This is a genomic window from Acidobacteriota bacterium, assembly GCA_016703965.1.
Taxonomy (GTDB): domain Bacteria; phylum Acidobacteriota; class Blastocatellia; order Pyrinomonadales; family Pyrinomonadaceae; genus OLB17.
In genome coordinates, this window is the sequence record JADJBB010000011.1 from 1 (window position 1) to 13,277 (window position 13,277).

Annotated in this window: 27 protein-coding genes; 24 read left to right on the plus strand and 3 right to left on the minus strand. The window is 53.1% G+C overall.

The window, feature by feature from the left end; translation table 11 throughout:
* Positions 1 to 538 precede the first annotated feature (538 nt).
* The 24 genes from IPG22_06545 (at position 539) to IPG22_06660 (ending at position 11,663) form a co-directional block, all read left to right on the plus strand.
* Positions 539 to 754, plus strand: coding sequence for a hypothetical protein (locus IPG22_06545; protein ID MBK6587958.1), 216 nt, complete (start codon positions 539 to 541; stop codon positions 752 to 754).
* Positions 755 to 997: 243 nt separating this feature from the next.
* Positions 998 to 1,225, plus strand: a complete 228-nt coding sequence (locus tag IPG22_06550; GenBank protein MBK6587959.1) for a hypothetical protein — start codon at positions 998 to 1,000, stop codon at positions 1,223 to 1,225.
* A gap of 4 nt (positions 1,226 to 1,229) precedes the next feature.
* Positions 1,230 to 1,883, plus strand: coding sequence for a hypothetical protein (locus tag IPG22_06555; protein ID MBK6587960.1), 654 nt, complete (start codon positions 1,230 to 1,232; stop codon positions 1,881 to 1,883).
* A gap of 48 nt (positions 1,884 to 1,931) precedes the next feature.
* Positions 1,932 to 2,663 carry a hypothetical protein gene (locus IPG22_06560; GenBank protein ID MBK6587961.1) on the plus strand — a complete coding sequence of 244 codons (732 nt, stop codon included), beginning with the start codon at positions 1,932 to 1,934 and terminating at the stop codon, positions 2,661 to 2,663.
* A complete protein-coding gene (locus tag IPG22_06565; protein MBK6587962.1) occupies positions 2,660 to 3,196 on the plus strand; it encodes a hypothetical protein in 537 nt (178 codons plus the stop codon). Before IPG22_06560 ends, IPG22_06565 begins: the two co-directional genes overlap by 4 nt.
* Positions 3,197 to 3,201: 5 nt before the next feature.
* Complete coding sequence (locus IPG22_06570) at positions 3,202 to 3,591, plus strand: hypothetical protein (GenBank protein ID MBK6587963.1); 390 nt, start codon at positions 3,202 to 3,204, stop codon at positions 3,589 to 3,591.
* 2 nt (positions 3,592 to 3,593) lie between these two features.
* Positions 3,594 to 4,355, plus strand: a complete 762-nt coding sequence (locus tag IPG22_06575) for a hypothetical protein (protein ID MBK6587964.1) — start codon at positions 3,594 to 3,596, stop codon at positions 4,353 to 4,355.
* Positions 4,356 to 4,621: 266 nt separating this feature from the next.
* Entirely contained in the window at positions 4,622 to 4,813 is a 192-nt protein-coding gene (locus IPG22_06580; protein ID MBK6587965.1) for a hypothetical protein, read from the plus strand.
* Positions 4,810 to 5,028 (plus strand): hypothetical protein, encoded by a 219-nt coding sequence (locus IPG22_06585; protein MBK6587966.1) that lies wholly within the window; start codon positions 4,810 to 4,812, stop codon positions 5,026 to 5,028. Before IPG22_06580 ends, IPG22_06585 begins: the two co-directional genes overlap by 4 nt.
* Positions 5,029 to 5,111: 83 nt before the next feature.
* Positions 5,112 to 6,464: a DEAD/DEAH box helicase gene (locus IPG22_06590; protein MBK6587967.1), complete on the plus strand. Its 1,353-nt coding sequence runs from the start codon at positions 5,112 to 5,114 to the stop codon at positions 6,462 to 6,464.
* Between the two features lie 60 nt (positions 6,465 to 6,524).
* Complete coding sequence (locus IPG22_06595; GenBank protein ID MBK6587968.1) at positions 6,525 to 7,076, plus strand: hypothetical protein; 552 nt, start codon at positions 6,525 to 6,527, stop codon at positions 7,074 to 7,076.
* Positions 7,073 to 7,363, plus strand: coding sequence for a hypothetical protein (locus tag IPG22_06600; GenBank protein ID MBK6587969.1), 291 nt, complete (start codon positions 7,073 to 7,075; stop codon positions 7,361 to 7,363). Before IPG22_06595 ends, IPG22_06600 begins: the two co-directional genes overlap by 4 nt.
* 3 nt (positions 7,364 to 7,366) lie before the next feature.
* Entirely contained in the window at positions 7,367 to 7,714 is a 348-nt protein-coding gene (locus IPG22_06605) for a hypothetical protein (GenBank protein ID MBK6587970.1), read from the plus strand.
* Entirely contained in the window at positions 7,711 to 7,866 is a 156-nt protein-coding gene (locus IPG22_06610) for a hypothetical protein (GenBank protein MBK6587971.1), read from the plus strand. The genes IPG22_06605 and IPG22_06610 overlap by 4 nt, the downstream gene beginning before the upstream one ends.
* A gap of 63 nt (positions 7,867 to 7,929) precedes the next feature.
* Entirely contained in the window at positions 7,930 to 8,112 is a 183-nt protein-coding gene (locus IPG22_06615) for a hypothetical protein (protein ID MBK6587972.1), read from the plus strand.
* Positions 8,113 to 8,147: 35 nt separating this feature from the next.
* Positions 8,148 to 8,801: an FAD-dependent thymidylate synthase gene (thyX, locus tag IPG22_06620; protein ID MBK6587973.1), complete on the plus strand. Its 654-nt coding sequence runs from the start codon at positions 8,148 to 8,150 to the stop codon at positions 8,799 to 8,801.
* The gene (locus IPG22_06625) at positions 8,794 to 9,012 is read left to right on the plus strand and encodes a hypothetical protein (protein ID MBK6587974.1); all 219 of its coding nucleotides are present in this window, start codon (positions 8,794 to 8,796) and stop codon (positions 9,010 to 9,012) included. The genes thyX and IPG22_06625 overlap by 8 nt, the downstream gene beginning before the upstream one ends.
* Position 9,013: 1 nt before the next feature.
* Positions 9,014 to 9,223, plus strand: coding sequence for a hypothetical protein (locus tag IPG22_06630; protein ID MBK6587975.1), 210 nt, complete (start codon positions 9,014 to 9,016; stop codon positions 9,221 to 9,223).
* Positions 9,220 to 9,420 (plus strand): hypothetical protein, encoded by a 201-nt coding sequence (locus IPG22_06635; GenBank protein MBK6587976.1) that lies wholly within the window; start codon positions 9,220 to 9,222, stop codon positions 9,418 to 9,420. The genes IPG22_06630 and IPG22_06635 overlap by 4 nt, the downstream gene beginning before the upstream one ends.
* Positions 9,421 to 9,629: 209 nt before the next feature.
* Positions 9,630 to 9,893 carry a hypothetical protein gene (locus IPG22_06640; GenBank protein MBK6587977.1) on the plus strand — a complete coding sequence of 88 codons (264 nt, stop codon included), beginning with the start codon at positions 9,630 to 9,632 and terminating at the stop codon, positions 9,891 to 9,893.
* 178 nt (positions 9,894 to 10,071) lie between these two features.
* Positions 10,072 to 10,530 (plus strand): hypothetical protein, encoded by a 459-nt coding sequence (locus IPG22_06645; GenBank protein ID MBK6587978.1) that lies wholly within the window; start codon positions 10,072 to 10,074, stop codon positions 10,528 to 10,530.
* Positions 10,531 to 10,629: 99 nt separating this feature from the next.
* A complete protein-coding gene (locus IPG22_06650) occupies positions 10,630 to 10,842 on the plus strand; it encodes a hypothetical protein (protein ID MBK6587979.1) in 213 nt (70 codons plus the stop codon).
* Positions 10,843 to 11,058: 216 nt separating this feature from the next.
* Positions 11,059 to 11,454, plus strand: a complete 396-nt coding sequence (locus IPG22_06655; protein ID MBK6587980.1) for a hypothetical protein — start codon at positions 11,059 to 11,061, stop codon at positions 11,452 to 11,454.
* Complete coding sequence (locus IPG22_06660; protein MBK6587981.1) at positions 11,451 to 11,663, plus strand: hypothetical protein; 213 nt, start codon at positions 11,451 to 11,453, stop codon at positions 11,661 to 11,663. The genes IPG22_06655 and IPG22_06660 overlap by 4 nt, the downstream gene beginning before the upstream one ends.
* A gap of 219 nt (positions 11,664 to 11,882) precedes the next feature.
* Here the strand turns inward: IPG22_06660 and IPG22_06665 are convergent, their stop codons facing one another.
* From IPG22_06665 to IPG22_06675, 3 genes are all read right to left on the minus strand, one after another.
* Positions 11,883 to 12,341: a DUF1353 domain-containing protein gene (locus IPG22_06665; protein ID MBK6587982.1), complete on the minus strand. Its 459-nt coding sequence runs from the start codon at positions 12,339 to 12,341 to the stop codon at positions 11,883 to 11,885.
* The gene (locus IPG22_06670) at positions 12,341 to 12,586 is read right to left on the minus strand and encodes a hypothetical protein (GenBank protein MBK6587983.1); all 246 of its coding nucleotides are present in this window, start codon (positions 12,584 to 12,586) and stop codon (positions 12,341 to 12,343) included. Before IPG22_06670 ends, IPG22_06665 begins: the two co-directional genes overlap by 1 nt.
* Before the next feature lie 170 nt (positions 12,587 to 12,756).
* Positions 12,757 to 12,921: a hypothetical protein gene (locus IPG22_06675; GenBank protein MBK6587984.1), complete on the minus strand. Its 165-nt coding sequence runs from the start codon at positions 12,919 to 12,921 to the stop codon at positions 12,757 to 12,759.
* Between the last annotated feature and the right edge of the window lie 356 nt (positions 12,922 to 13,277).

The window sequence follows — 13,277 nt, forward strand, 5'->3', positions numbered from 1 at the left end:
ACAGGCCGAACTTGAAGCCGAGCGAAATCGTCGGTTTGAAAGGCAATCGTATTTCAAGCCAAGAATATAACGACAGTCAGAAGCGCGAGGTGATACTGCGGATAGCGGTTGAGTATTGCGTGGCACAAGTTCCTGAATTTGGCACAGTTCTAGGAATAGAGGAAGCACTCGCCGCCACAGATGACCTAAAGGACGTGCGCCTGTGCCATGCGGAGCCTTGTCGTGACGACGGTCGCTGTCAGTACGCAATAGACCACGGTGCGGAGGTTAGGGCATTGCCCGGAAGGGGAAAGTGCTGTATGCCACTCTACCGCGCAGCAAAGGAGCAAGGGAAATGATTAAGGATTTGTCTGATAACCACTTGTTCAATAACTATCCATGCGAAGCAGATGACGCAAAGATCGAATCCTGCGGCAGCAACTATCAGCCGCGCAGGCCAAGATCGACGAACTGATGCTGAATGCTGCCCTGATGAAATGACTCAGGAGCAACTAGCGGAATACGAAAAACATCAACGCGCTGTCACGGAGCCGAAGCTATGAGCGAATCAACGAAACACGACGCAATATATCTTCAGGTGTGCGACGACGAAGATAGCGAGTGGCTTGGGCATGTTACATGGTGCCAAGACCGCGTCCATGAATCGGACGTGAAGTACATCCGTGCTGATCTTGTCGAATCCCTGCGCCAGCAACTGTCAGCCGCGCAAGCCAGGATTGACGAACTCATGCTGGAATACTGCCAGAAGAAATGACTAATGAGCAGATTGCCGAGTACGAGAAACATCAACGTCCGGCGTGGAGAAACTTTTCCTGGAGTTGAAGAAATGAACAGTGATTTATTCAAAGCATACCGCGATCAACTCGCTAAAGAGGAACTTGAGAACGAACCCTGCGCCAGCGACTTTCCGCAGCACTTGATGATCTTGAAGTAGCCAAAAATGTAGCAAACGGCAATGTTGAGGCAAAGTTCGACGCATGGAAACAAGCTAGACGCGATGGAACATGAACTCGCCGCAGCACTGGCCGCGATCAAGGTGAAGGACGAGGCGCTTTCCAAAATTGAATACTTGGAAGCAGACAACGGTTGCATTCTATCCGCAGGTGAGTGTAGCAGTATTGCTACTGAAGCACTCGCCATCCAACCAGACGACTCCGCGCTCAAGGCGTGGCTTGAAATGAGCAACACCGCCGACTGTCGGCCACAGTCATCATTGCAGGAGTAGTGAAATGAAGCGCATCAAAGTGTTTGTTCTCTCGGCCCTCGTGGCTGTTTCATCCCTGACTATGAGGTCAGCCTTTGCTGTCGGCATCGGCAACGACAATCCACCCGGTGACGGCGGCATTCTGACACAAACTCAAGGTCAGGCACAGGGTCAGCTTCAGGGTCAAGGCCAAGCGCAATTCACCAACGTCGATGTGTCCAATCGCATCTCGACCGACGTCCGCAACAACGCGGCGGCTTTCGCCGGGGGCGGCTCGGCAAACTCGGGCTCGCTCAGCAAATCCACTTCCAACTCGGGCGGCAACACCCTGAGCAACGGTGGCAATTCGCTGACGGTCAATGCGGCACCCATCCCGACGCAGACCACGACCCGTATCGAGCAGAGTGACTACACCGTCAAAAACGTCCCGTCGGTCTTCAGCGGCAATGTGTATCCGACTGCCCCCTGTATGGGGTCCAGTACCGTTGGTGGCGCTGGGGTCGGTTTTGGCTTTTCAGTTGGAACATCTTGGAAAGACGACGAGTGCGGAATCCGTGAAACCAGTCGCAGCTTCTCCGGTCTCGGACTGAAGGAAGACGCGCTGGCTGTTCTCTGCACCAGCGAGTATGCCAAGGCAGCGCCGGCCTGCGTCGCCCGCGAACAGGCCCAGCCTAAGTAATGCCCAAGGGCGGTGACAGCACCCTTCCACAGTACACAGGAGAAAAAGATGAAAGTATGGGACCACAATGCGTGCAAGGCTGAAATCAAATCCCTGCGCCAGCAACTCGTCACTTTAAAAACTGAACTTAAGAGTATCGGAGAGGCTATTGATGACCCACGTACTGATCTGACAATGACCATGAGCGAAGTGATCGTTGAGCAGAAACAACAACTCGCCGCAGCACTGGCTGAAATCGCAAAAATCAAGGAGGTTGAGTTTCCGCGCAAAGTCGAGGTCGTTGCAGCAAGCTGGATGACTAAACTTGCTGCACAAAAAGAACATTCGAAGGAACAGTTTGAAAAACTACTACGTTGGGTCGATGACTATTGCGAAGTGTCTGACACAGACTTTGAGCAGATAGAGCAGGTTGTTCAGTCGGTTCTTGGTGAAGCACTTGAAGCAACCCCACTTGCTGACCTGCGCCAGCAACTCGCCGCAGCACTGGCCGCGATCAAGGTGAAGGATGCCTTCATCGAGAAGATCGCAAAGCAGACGCCTGAGAAACCGGATTATTGGACGCCATGCGGTCAGTGCGAATACAACACGTATGATGCAGAAGATTTACTCACCATCCAACCCGACGACTCCGCGCTCAAGGAGTGGCTTGGGGAGCCTGTTTCTTGGAGGTATGAAAGCGCCACTGGGGTTTATAGGTATCGCGGGTATGTGGAGAACTTCGACACTGATTACAAATTGCTGAAGCCAATTCCACTCTACGCACCGAAAGGAATGAAATGAGCCTACGTCCAGTAATGCAACAAGTATTAGCCAAAGCGCAACAAGAGCACGGGAATTACAAACAACTTACCAAGGAGAATCAAATGGAAAATCAAATCACCAAAGCTATGCTGATGCATGAAATCTACTTGTATGGAATCAAGATGATGCAAGACACAGAAGAAGAATGTCAAGATCAGCTACGCAAGATTGAAAAGGCTATTTCAACTGTACTTAATAAGGTGAGCGAGATGGATACTCAAGACTCAAACAAAGAAAAACTTCCGACGCTTCGTGCCAATGTGTATGACGCTATTGGTACAGAGCGTTACTACCAAGAGCAGAAGTGGGGAATCATTGAAGATCATCCGCAGAGCGTCGGAGGCTACCTCACACTGATGCGCGTTCATCTTGCGCGTGCTGAAAACGCATGGGCCAGTGCCAATAACGATACGGAGGCTCTCGCCTGTCTGCGTAAGGTTCTGGCTATCGGCGTTGCTTGCGGAGAACAACACGGACTTCCGAAGCGCGATTTTAATAACTACCCGGAGTAGCCAAAATGCCACATGAAGATTACTGCTACGCATTAGAACGTGAAAACCATGCATTGAATGAAAAGTACGAATCCCTGCGCCAGCAACTTCACGGTTGGATTGCTGCAAATAGTCCTAATGGGTGGATTGACAATCTGCGCCAGCAACTCTCTACCTTAAAAGCAGAATTGAAATGTATTGGCGAAGCCATTGATGACCCACGTACTGATCTGACAATGACCATGAGTGAAGTCATCGTTGATCAGAAACAACAACTGTCAGCCGCGCAAGCCAAGATTGACGAACTGATGCTGGAATACTGCCCCGAAGAAATGACTCAGGAGCAGATTGCCGAGTACGAGAAGCATCAACGTCCGGCGTGGAGGAACTTTTCCTTGGAGTTGAAAAAGGAGTAGAAATGAGCAAGCTATTTTGTGACTGTAAGACTGACGAGGAAAAGAGCAACTTTTTTCTGTCAGGGCGTGGGGTTGAAACAGGCGTTATCGCACCCGCAATCTCGAATGAGGTGGCAATGGCTTTCCACCGCTGTTTTGAATTTAAGAAGCAACTCGACGCAGCACTGGAGGCTTGTAAGGCGAAGGACGAGGCGCTTGAAGGACTCATAGACACTATGGATTTGCGGCTTGATGACGACGACCTATCGCTAGAAACACGCACAGCGTTTGAAACCCTCGCCATTCAGCCTGACGACTCTGCGCTCAAGGATAAAGCTATGACAACCTATGAACAACCGAAAGACTGGATCGAGCGTCACTTGGTAGAAGACCCAGGCGGCCTATTGGCGTGCGAGCCAAGTGGCCTCAATGAGGAGTTGAAGCTGGCAAGACAGGCCAACGAATTCCAACATCAGACCATCAAGAAGCAAGCCGCGCAGATAGCGACGATGCGAGAACTGTTACTTCTATCCAAAAACGGAAGCAATACAGCGTATCAAGAAGCTGTACAGAAAGCACTCGCTATCCAGCCAGACGACTCCGCGCTGAAGGCGTGGCTTGGGGACCCTGTTGCTTGGCTACGTGACGATGACAAGGGTGGGAGCATTAACACTATGAGCGATTGTTGTACTGACGTTGTAAAACAATTATGGCGGCGTGCAAACCCAAAACAGGTAGAGCGTTACACAATTCCACTCTACGCACCGAAAGGTTTACAGAAGTGATCGAAAACGACATTGAAACCTACCTTATCGAGCGTGTGCGGGAGAACGGAGGCGACGTGCGCAAAGCCGAATGGGTCGGCCGTCGGCATTGCCCCGACCGGAGAATCATGCACCCAACGCGTTGTAGTTGGGTAGAGGTAAAAGCGACCAGGTGGCAAGCCCCGCCCTGGACAAGCACGCGAACACAAACGAATGCGCGCCCTTGGCGAAACGGTTGATGTTGTAAGCACCTACGAAGAAGTCGACGCGCTCATGGAGTTACTGAAATGACCACACCAAAAGAGTTTCGCATAGTGGTGCGCGATGCTGCCGGAAAATCATCAATTTTCAAACTGCAACACGAAGAAGTAAAAGACTTCGCCCAAGCCGCGGCACTTGCGCAAGGTGAGTTTCCAGGGGGAACCGTGATTGTTCTTGTACCGCCAATCGAGCGCGAATTAGAGGACCAAGTAGCATGAGCCGGAACGATATTACCGGCGATTCGCTCACGACCAAAGCGGCTACCGACGCCTTCCGCGAGGGTTGGGAACGCATTTTCCACCGGCACACTCCGGTAGCCCCATTCCGTTGCGTATTTTGCGGCGCACCGTCCTGGCGTGACCCAACGGACCAGATACCGCCGGCTGACTACTGCTCGGACTTTGAGCATGGCGAACCGGAGGTCTTTGAGTGAAGTACACCCCCCGCGCTTACGGCCAACTGGCGACCGATCACCTTGTCAACAACTTGCGGTGCGCGATATTCGCCCGCCCCGGTATGGGAAAGACCGTTGCGACACTCGCCGCCCTGGATTCGATTTACCTGTCCGGGGAGTCGCGGCCGACTATCATATTCGCCACCAAGCGCGTAGCGAAATACACTTGGCCGAAAGAGGTAAAGAAGTGGTCGGACTTTCGGCACCTTGAAATCTCTGCGGTCGTCGGGAACGAGCAAGAACGACTCGCGGCGTTGTCAAAGGACGTTCCGCTATTCACAACGAACTACGAACAAATACCCTGGCTTCTCGATCACTTCGGGAACAAGTGGCCCTTTGCCAATGTCGTTCCAGACGAGTCGACCAAGCTGAAAAGCCTACGCATTTCCGTTCGCCAGAAGAAAGACGGCTCAAGATACCTGCACGGCACCAAGGGTAGTAGTATGCGCGCCGACCGCCTGGCGCGTGTCGTTTGCTCCCCCGCGGTTCGCCGCGTTATGGAACTCACCGGAACACCGGTAAGCAACGGGCTAAAAGATTTGTGGGGGCAACTCTTTTTCATAGACGCCGGCCGCCGGTTAGGTCGGTCCTATGGTGCGTTTGAGCAACGATGGTTTGAGCGCGTTATGCGGCACAAAAACGACAAATTCGGGGAGTTGCGCCCAAAGCTAGGTGCGGAAGCCGAGATAAATTCAAGGATTGCTGACGTTTGCCTGGCGCTTGACCCGAAAGATTGGTTTCCCGATTTGCAAGAACCGTTGCGATTTACCGTTATGGTCGACATGCCGGATAAGGCCCGCGCCCTCTACAAAAAGATGGAACGGGAAATGTATATCGAGATTGGTAACAAGGGCATCGAGGCGTTCACCGCAAGCAGCATGACCATGAAATGCCGCCAGCTTGCCGCGGGTGCGATCTATACGGACCCTGAAACGGACGAGTGGGCGGAAGTGCACGACGAGAAGATACAGGCGCTTGAGGACATTTACGAAGAAGCCGGCGGCCTCCCCCTGTTGGTCGCTTACAACTTTAAGTCTGACCTGGCGCGGTTGCTTCGCGCATTTCCGAAAGGCGTTGATCTGGCGACCGATGCCGGCCTTGAGAAGTTCATGGCAGGCGAAGCCCCCTACGGCTTTGGGCATCCCGCCAGCATCGGGCATGGCTTCGACGGAATGCAGGATATTACGAACATCATCGTTTTCTTTTCGTCCGACTTCAACCTGGAATACCGGGAGCAGATAACCGAGCGCATTGGCCCGGTTCGCCAGCTACAAAGCGGGCACGATCGCAAGGTTCTGATATACGACATTGTGGCCGAAGGGACAGTAGACGAGGCGGTTCAAAAGGTGCTTGAGAAAAAATGCTCAGTTCAAGAAGCACTTTTCAGTGCAATGAAGCGAAAAACTGTTGCATGAACATTTAGCGTTTGCTAAAATCCGTTTGCCGTTTGATAAACAACTTGGAGAAAATGAAAAATGAGTCTGGTTTCCTACAATGAACTTTGCGAGTTTGTAGTGCGCGGGGTTGTCGAGGGCGTCGCCCTGCAAGACGTGAACGGGACGAGTATCGACGTTCACCTTGGCAGCACGATCATGGTCGAACGCCAGTTGGTGCCGGGGGTAAAGGGCCGCGTTGTCTCGCTACGGGACAAGCAGGCGCTTGACATGCACACGGTTCACCTTGACGGCGGTTTCTTTGACCTCGCCCCCGGTGAATTTATCCTTGCGCACACCGCTGAAAAGTTCAACCTCCCGGCTGACGTGAGCGCGGAGTTCAAACTGAACAGTTCCGGCGCCCGCATCGGCCTTGAAAATGCCCTGGCGACGTGGTGCGATCCGCACTGGAACGGGAGCGTCCTTACCCTGGAACTCAAGAATCTTACGAGGTTCCATACCATCCGCTTGCATGATGGTTGCCGGATTGGGCAAATGATCTTCCACAAGTCTGAGCCTGTCCCGGTCGACCGTGGTTACGCCGTTCGCGGCCGGTACAACAGTGACTCAACGGTAAGCGGGGTGAAAGCATGAAGGTGAAACACAATACCGCCCCCAATATCCTGTTTCGCGCCGCCGAGATTATGGAGGAACGCGGCAAGCAGTATGACAGTGAAGGCGGGGAACGCAGCATGGGCAGGACCGTTGCCGCGTTCAATGTCATCACCGGCAATGCCCTCAAAGAATCTGACGGTTGGCTTTTGCTGCAATTGCTCAAAGACGTGCGCGACCGCCAAACGGAAGCAGCGCACCCGGATTCACTTGAGGATTGCGTAGCCTATGCCGCACTCAAGGCCGAAGCACGGCTACAGGGGAGTTAGGAAATGAGCATGTTTTCTTCTACGTTCGGACAACTCACCGACGCGCTGGAAAGGGAGGCCAAGGCTGATAGCCCGAAAGCCCCGACTAAATCGCTTGCCGATGTTGCCAAGTCTTACAAGGGCCGCGGGCAGAAAAAGTCAAGCAATGCGGAAGCACGCTACGCCGCCTTTTTCGCAGAGCCGCATACCGCACCGGAAGGCAGCCGGCACCTGGACGTTTTCGCGCAAACGTGCCTGAACCAACTCTATCGGTATGAGCGTAAGGGACTTGTTCGCCGCCTACCGGAGAATAAGCCCACCGGCCGTGGGTCGTCGGCGATTCTCTGGCAATGGATTGGGGGTGCAGAATGACCAATAAATTGCAGAAGTATTACACCCTGCCAAAATTATTTAATTGGCACCTTGCAAAAATGCGTATCGCGTTCGTGAACTTTGCTACAATTCCGATTCGCTTTTCTACAGACGTTTTCAAGGCAATGGCCGAGAAGGACCGCCCGCAGTAGGGGCAATTTATTTACGCCTGATTATTAGCAACTGCTAACAACTTATACCTTTTTGGAGACACTATGTTCGTTAAATTGCAATTGTGGAAAGCACGCCGCGATTTGCTAACTGCAAGCCGCCACGAAGCCGAAATGCGCGAGTCTGCAATGCACATGCGGCAGAACGTATTGCCGGTGCTGGAACGGAAACTCGAAAAGTTGGAAGTCAAAGACTTTTTCCACCAGCAAGCGAGGTACCTCAAGTGATCTTTAACGGTATTTCCGCAACGCAAATCGGAATAATGGGGTCCGATCTATCCGTGGTCAATGCGGCGCGCGTGAGCATGGACAAGCAAAGCACCTGGAACGTCGAGCGCAAAGGCTTCTTTCTGGAAACTTGCCTCAATGACAAAGATGCAAAGCTGCTTGGCTACCTTGCGAAGCACAAGCACTGGACGCCGTTCAGCCACCCACAGATTAGCCTGCGCATCAAAGCGCCCATCTTCGTTGCGCGCCAGTGGTTCAAGCACATGGTCGGCATTACCCGTAACGAAACATCACGCCGGTATGTGGATTCTGAGCCTGAGTTCTTCCGGCTGATTTGGCGGTTACGTGCCGAGTCCGTAAAGCAAGGCTCCGCTGGAACCGCCCCGGAGGAAATTCAACGCCAGGCCGATGTAATTTTCGATCAGGTTATGACCACTTCGCTTGCCGGGTATGACGAATTGTTGTCGATTGGTATAGCACCGGAACAGGCCCGCGCGATTCTCCCGCAAAACATGATGACCGAGTGGATTGAAACCGCGTCCCTCGCGGCCATTTGCCGGGCGTGCAAGTTGCGCCTGGACCCGCACGCGCAACTCGAAACGCGAGAGGTTGCCGAGCGTATTGCGGAAATCGTCGCCCCCCACTTCCCGGTTTCTTGGGCGGCACTCATGGGGGAAAACAATGGCTGATGTATGCGACCGCGCCGACGAGCAAAACGAAGCGGCCTATGCCGCCCTGCTCCGTATGCGACAACCCGAAGGCCCGGCCGCTACCGGCAACTGTCTTTACTGCGGCGAACATTTGCCGCAGAACGCGAACTCTCAACCCCGTTGGTGCGATGCCGATTGCTTCCACGAGTGGGAGTACGAACAGGCCGCGAAGAAAAGAAAGGGCGAATAACGTGCCGGTCTACTCCGCAAAACTCGATTCCGGTTTCTCGATAACGCTGAACGGCGAACCGCTGACGATCGCGCTACTGACACCGGACGGCGCAATTGCGGCGAAAGGCGGGCAGGTAGCGGCCAAGCTGTTCAACCTGGCCGTTGAGACTCACGAACAATTCTGGATAAGCAGAGGGCAGTTGAAACAACTCAAAGGAGGTTCAAGATGATTCCAACCTGGCTTTACAACTTTCTTCCAAAGGCGTACATCGCCGGCGGCCTTGCAGCCATGTACCTGATCGACAACAAGTTGGGGACCGCCAGCGGCGCTTTGCTTCTTGTGACCGGGCTTATCGTCGTGTTGCTGCGCAGGTTGCTGCGCAGGTCGCTGCGCCTGTCGCCGCGGAGGGACTACTATGGGGATTGATACTATCGCAATCGTCGCCGGGGTCGCCGTCGCCCTGGTCGGACTTGTTTCCTACGTCGCCGGATACCGGCATGGTTTCAATCATGCTATTTCCGTTATGCTACGGGAGGTTGGCGAATGAAATATCTCGCCGGCCTGAGTGCCGTAGGTTTTTCAGTTGTTTGGGCCATGCTGTCGCTGGACATCATTTGGCTATTTGGGGGTGTGAAATGAGCCAAGTTCAGTGCGACTATATAGCCGAACTTCTCGGCAAGCTGGCCGAGTGCGTAAAGAAACTCGCAGCGGAGCAGGCCGATAACCTGCGGCTGCGGGAGGCGCTAGAATACCATCAAGCACAGACGAGGCCAATCCAGAGGACAGAAGAAGCACTCTCCGCCACCGCTGACCTTGGCGAGTACACCTATGCGAGAAGGAGCCTGTTGCTTGGCTTCACGAGAATCGCCCAGATGCTGACGTTATTACCCACGCAGTAAAGAATGTATGGAATGGTGTGGTCGTTGGGAGAATGGCTCAATACTCGATCCCACTCTACGCCCAGAAAGGACTGACGAAATGGTAACTAACTGCCCTAAATGTGGATTGCCGCGATTCGCCGGTGTTGGAGGCTATGCAGGCCCACAGTGCACTTGCCTAGTTACTAACTTTGCCGTTGTGGATCCAGTTGTACGACAGCAACAAGAAATCGAATCCCTGCGCCAGCAACTCTCCGCCAGTCAGAAGCGAGAAGTGACGCTTCGTAAATTGATTGGCGAGATATATTGTAGCGACGACTCTAGTGCCGAGGTTACGCGGAAAATAGAGGATGTGCTTAGCGCCATGGGTAACTCATACAACAAAGAATCAACGCAGGGCTTTGAAGATTGGCACAGTAGTCATGCTAAGTATATGGAACCAGCAGACATTATTCATTGGTGCAGAGATGCTTACAACGCTGGGGTTATAGCAGTACAGTCCGAACTTGAAGCCGAACTAAATCGTCGGTTTGAAGGCAATCGTATTTCAAGCCAAGAATATAACGACTGTCAGAAGCGCGAGGTGATGCTGCGGGATGCGCTTGAATACCTGGTGTCAATCACATTCAGGCACTCGCAGATTACTTTAAATGAGTAGAATGATGTTGTCTCCCTCCGACCTCGGCACACGCCGAGTTTATCCAGCGTCGAGCCTTCGGGTTCCGCTGGAATTTTTTTGCTCAAATGGAGGTATCTAATGGACGAAGATCGTTATTACAATCTCGGTAGCCATGACAAGCTGTTTAATCAGATTGACGAACTGACTGACGCACTTGCAAGCAGGGATGATGAAATCAAGGCTCTGCGTAAAGCACTTCTCCATATGTGCGGAAACACGATAGCAAAAGACACATATAGCGGATTGATCGTGTCTGAAGCACTTGGATACCGTCACAATGATCGTTCTTAAATCAATCGGAATCGGCCTACTGGCATGGTTCTATGCTTGGCTGTTCATTCGTCTATCTAGGCGCTGGAAATGACCATCCTGTCCATATGGTTAGCAATATCAATCCTGTTCGGATGGTTCGTATGTCCGAGATTATTTCAATACATATAAGAGGGAAATTATGATCGAAGACACAAAGCCTGCAAGAGTCGACTGGAAAAGACTGCTGACGATTATATGTCTGAGGCTGAATCCCTGCGCCAGCAACTCTCCGCCAGTCAGAAGCGCGAGGTGATGCTACGGGAGGCGCTAGAAGACAAAGCGACAAAAGCGCTGTTCCGAGCGTGGAGCCTTGGTCAAAAATATTGGCAACAGGCCGATAGTGATTCTTACACGCAGAACGCAAAGGCTACTATGACACAAAAGAAGTTTCAGGAATTGATTGATGAGTTTCGCTCAGGAGAATGGACACCGGAAACACTGGCAGGTGAAAGACTTGAAGCGATTTTTTATCAAGATGGCAATGGGACGCGTTGGGTCCATAGCGAAGACGCCTGCGCTTCAATAAGCGGGCCGGATTCTGACGACCGAGAGATTGGCCGGGCGGTGCTGTGCTTGGGAGCTAATCCATGAGCGACGCAAAGCGAGAAGCAGTAGAGGCAGTCCGTCTATGGAACAGCGACTGTCCGACCTCGATCAAAACAGCCAGCGAACTGGCGAGCCAAGGAAAGCGCTGCGGCAACTGCGCCTACTTCAGCCACCTGAAGATGGGGCGTTGTGCCTTGAAATTCAAGCGCGTCTCCTCCTTCAACATCTGCGAACGCCACTCGGATCGGAAATGATCTCCCAATTCGGCGATGTAGTTACCGGCCGCGCGAAGATGGTCCAACGGCACACCGGGTTTTGCCTGCACGTCCGGTATGACGAAAATCTTTACGGGTCCGGGGTTGGCGACTTTGGCCTGGCGAACCTTTAGACGAGACACAACACTGTCTACGTTTGTCCTGTTTATCCCAAGGGCAATTGCCGCTTTCCTGTGTGAACCGTGGGCCAGGATAGCATTAACAATTTCCCGCTGTTTGTCTGTTTGGCAAAACGTAAAAAGTTCGTGCACGCAAAGTCCTCAAGTAGTTGCGGCGTTCTGGTCGCCGAAATGCGAGCCGCCGAAGGCGCGAAACCGCCGCCCACATTAGCCAACGCTTGATGCCGGATAGCTTCGTACTGACGCCGATTGCCTCTTTGAACACGGCATCCGCGGTCGGACGTGGGAGCATTCCCGATTGATAGAGATAGTCGTGTACCGTGGCCGCCGCGTGGGCGGTGTCGCCGAATAGCGAGTACATGATGGGCAAGCGCAACACGCTGGCAAAATCCGTCTGGAAGCCAACCGGGACGGTAATCGTCCGATTTGCTACGTCAGAGGTATAGACGAGTGGTTTTGCCACCCGCCAAAGCCCCCGCCCACCGCCAAAGTCCGTATTGACGATTTCAGCCGACAAGTTCGTGAGAAAGTGAGCCATTATTTATAGTCCATATCCAGCAACGTATCCGTAGGGTTGGTGTCGCGTACTCCATAGTCTCCAACTGCGCCGTTTCGTACTCCGTCATCCCCTCCGGGAACTCCATCGCCAGGAGGGGGCGGCAATCCGATACGCGAGGTTGATACGAGCGTGGCCGACCAATTGAACAGGCCGCCAACGATAGAGACAGCACTAGCAATGGTAAGCATTTCCTCCATCGAGACATTGCCGAGAAGCCCGAACATTTGGCGATGGGGAGCAAGGCGCCGAAAAGCATTGCGAGTTTTGCGCCGCGCGCCTGGGCGTTCTTCCACGTATCCGCATTTGCGAGTTCCTTGCCAGCTTGTAGGGCGGTGAAAAAGTCTGTGACGATCATTCGATTACCTCACGCTTGCTAGAACGGCTTGGGCGACCGCTACGGATAGGATTGCGACGTTTTCTGCTTGTCGTTCGTGGACGAGTCAGCGATAACGTCGATGATTACCGGAATTGCAACGTCCTCAAGCGCGTGCAGGTCGGCGGGCAATGCCGGGAGTTCACCGGAACATGCGGTCTTTACCAGGGGTGTGACCTCGTTCAACCGTTCGCGTAGTTTGTCCGCTCACCGTTGGGGAGTTTTCGAGGATCACTTAGTCGCGTTCAAAGGTGGGCAGGCGCGGGAAATAACCTCACTCGCCGTTGGCGGTACGCCACTTGTCGTTTGGCAGGCAAGTGAGGGAAAGTGCAATGACGATTGCGAGGGCGAAGCCAACAGCGGAAATAACTGTTTCATTTTCAAACTCCTCTATCAATTGCGGCGTACCGCAGATTTTGTGTTACACGACGCGCCCATCCCCGGCCAAAAGTGACCCAAGTAGTAAGGCGAGAAAGGAATCAAGGCGAGGCCTGCGGAGAAGTTAATCAGCACCACAGATACCGGCATCGCCGCCAGTATTC

Excerpts from the sequence above, each read along its gene's own strand:
- IPG22_06650 (MBK6587979.1), top strand. The coding sequence starts at position 10,630 with ATGGACGAAGATCGTTATTACAATCTCGGTAGCCATGACAAGCTGTTT.
- IPG22_06605 (MBK6587970.1), top strand. The coding sequence starts at position 7,367 with ATGAGCATGTTTTCTTCTACGTTCGGACAACTCACCGACGCGCTGGAA.
- IPG22_06545 (MBK6587958.1), top strand. The coding sequence starts at position 539 with ATGAGCGAATCAACGAAACACGACGCAATATATCTTCAGGTGTGCGAC.
- thyX (MBK6587973.1), top strand. The coding sequence starts at position 8,148 with ATGGGGTCCGATCTATCCGTGGTCAATGCGGCGCGCGTGAGCATGGAC.
- IPG22_06670 (MBK6587983.1), bottom strand. The coding sequence starts at position 12,586 with ATGTTCGGGCTTCTCGGCAATGTCTCGATGGAGGAAATGCTTACCATT.
- IPG22_06550 (MBK6587959.1), top strand. The coding sequence starts at position 998 with ATGGAACATGAACTCGCCGCAGCACTGGCCGCGATCAAGGTGAAGGAC.
- IPG22_06655 (MBK6587980.1), top strand. The coding sequence starts at position 11,059 with ATGTCTGAGGCTGAATCCCTGCGCCAGCAACTCTCCGCCAGTCAGAAG.
- IPG22_06635 (MBK6587976.1), top strand. The coding sequence starts at position 9,220 with ATGATTCCAACCTGGCTTTACAACTTTCTTCCAAAGGCGTACATCGCC.
- IPG22_06640 (MBK6587977.1), top strand. The coding sequence starts at position 9,630 with ATGAGCCAAGTTCAGTGCGACTATATAGCCGAACTTCTCGGCAAGCTG.
- IPG22_06600 (MBK6587969.1), top strand. The coding sequence starts at position 7,073 with ATGAAGGTGAAACACAATACCGCCCCCAATATCCTGTTTCGCGCCGCC.
- IPG22_06615 (MBK6587972.1), top strand. The coding sequence starts at position 7,930 with ATGTTCGTTAAATTGCAATTGTGGAAAGCACGCCGCGATTTGCTAACT.
- IPG22_06585 (MBK6587966.1), top strand. The coding sequence starts at position 4,810 with ATGAGCCGGAACGATATTACCGGCGATTCGCTCACGACCAAAGCGGCT.
- IPG22_06560 (MBK6587961.1), top strand. The coding sequence starts at position 1,932 with ATGAAAGTATGGGACCACAATGCGTGCAAGGCTGAAATCAAATCCCTG.
- IPG22_06575 (MBK6587964.1), top strand. The coding sequence starts at position 3,594 with ATGAGCAAGCTATTTTGTGACTGTAAGACTGACGAGGAAAAGAGCAAC.
- IPG22_06565 (MBK6587962.1), top strand. The coding sequence starts at position 2,660 with ATGAGCCTACGTCCAGTAATGCAACAAGTATTAGCCAAAGCGCAACAA.
- IPG22_06580 (MBK6587965.1), top strand. The coding sequence starts at position 4,622 with ATGACCACACCAAAAGAGTTTCGCATAGTGGTGCGCGATGCTGCCGGA.
- IPG22_06570 (MBK6587963.1), top strand. The coding sequence starts at position 3,202 with ATGCCACATGAAGATTACTGCTACGCATTAGAACGTGAAAACCATGCA.
- IPG22_06625 (MBK6587974.1), top strand. The coding sequence starts at position 8,794 with ATGGCTGATGTATGCGACCGCGCCGACGAGCAAAACGAAGCGGCCTAT.
- IPG22_06590 (MBK6587967.1), top strand. The coding sequence starts at position 5,112 with ATGGGAAAGACCGTTGCGACACTCGCCGCCCTGGATTCGATTTACCTG.
- IPG22_06595 (MBK6587968.1), top strand. The coding sequence starts at position 6,525 with ATGAGTCTGGTTTCCTACAATGAACTTTGCGAGTTTGTAGTGCGCGGG.
- IPG22_06610 (MBK6587971.1), top strand. The coding sequence starts at position 7,711 with ATGACCAATAAATTGCAGAAGTATTACACCCTGCCAAAATTATTTAAT.
- IPG22_06660 (MBK6587981.1), top strand. The coding sequence starts at position 11,451 with ATGAGCGACGCAAAGCGAGAAGCAGTAGAGGCAGTCCGTCTATGGAAC.
- IPG22_06665 (MBK6587982.1), bottom strand. The coding sequence starts at position 12,341 with ATGGCTCACTTTCTCACGAACTTGTCGGCTGAAATCGTCAATACGGAC.
- IPG22_06555 (MBK6587960.1), top strand. The coding sequence starts at position 1,230 with ATGAAGCGCATCAAAGTGTTTGTTCTCTCGGCCCTCGTGGCTGTTTCA.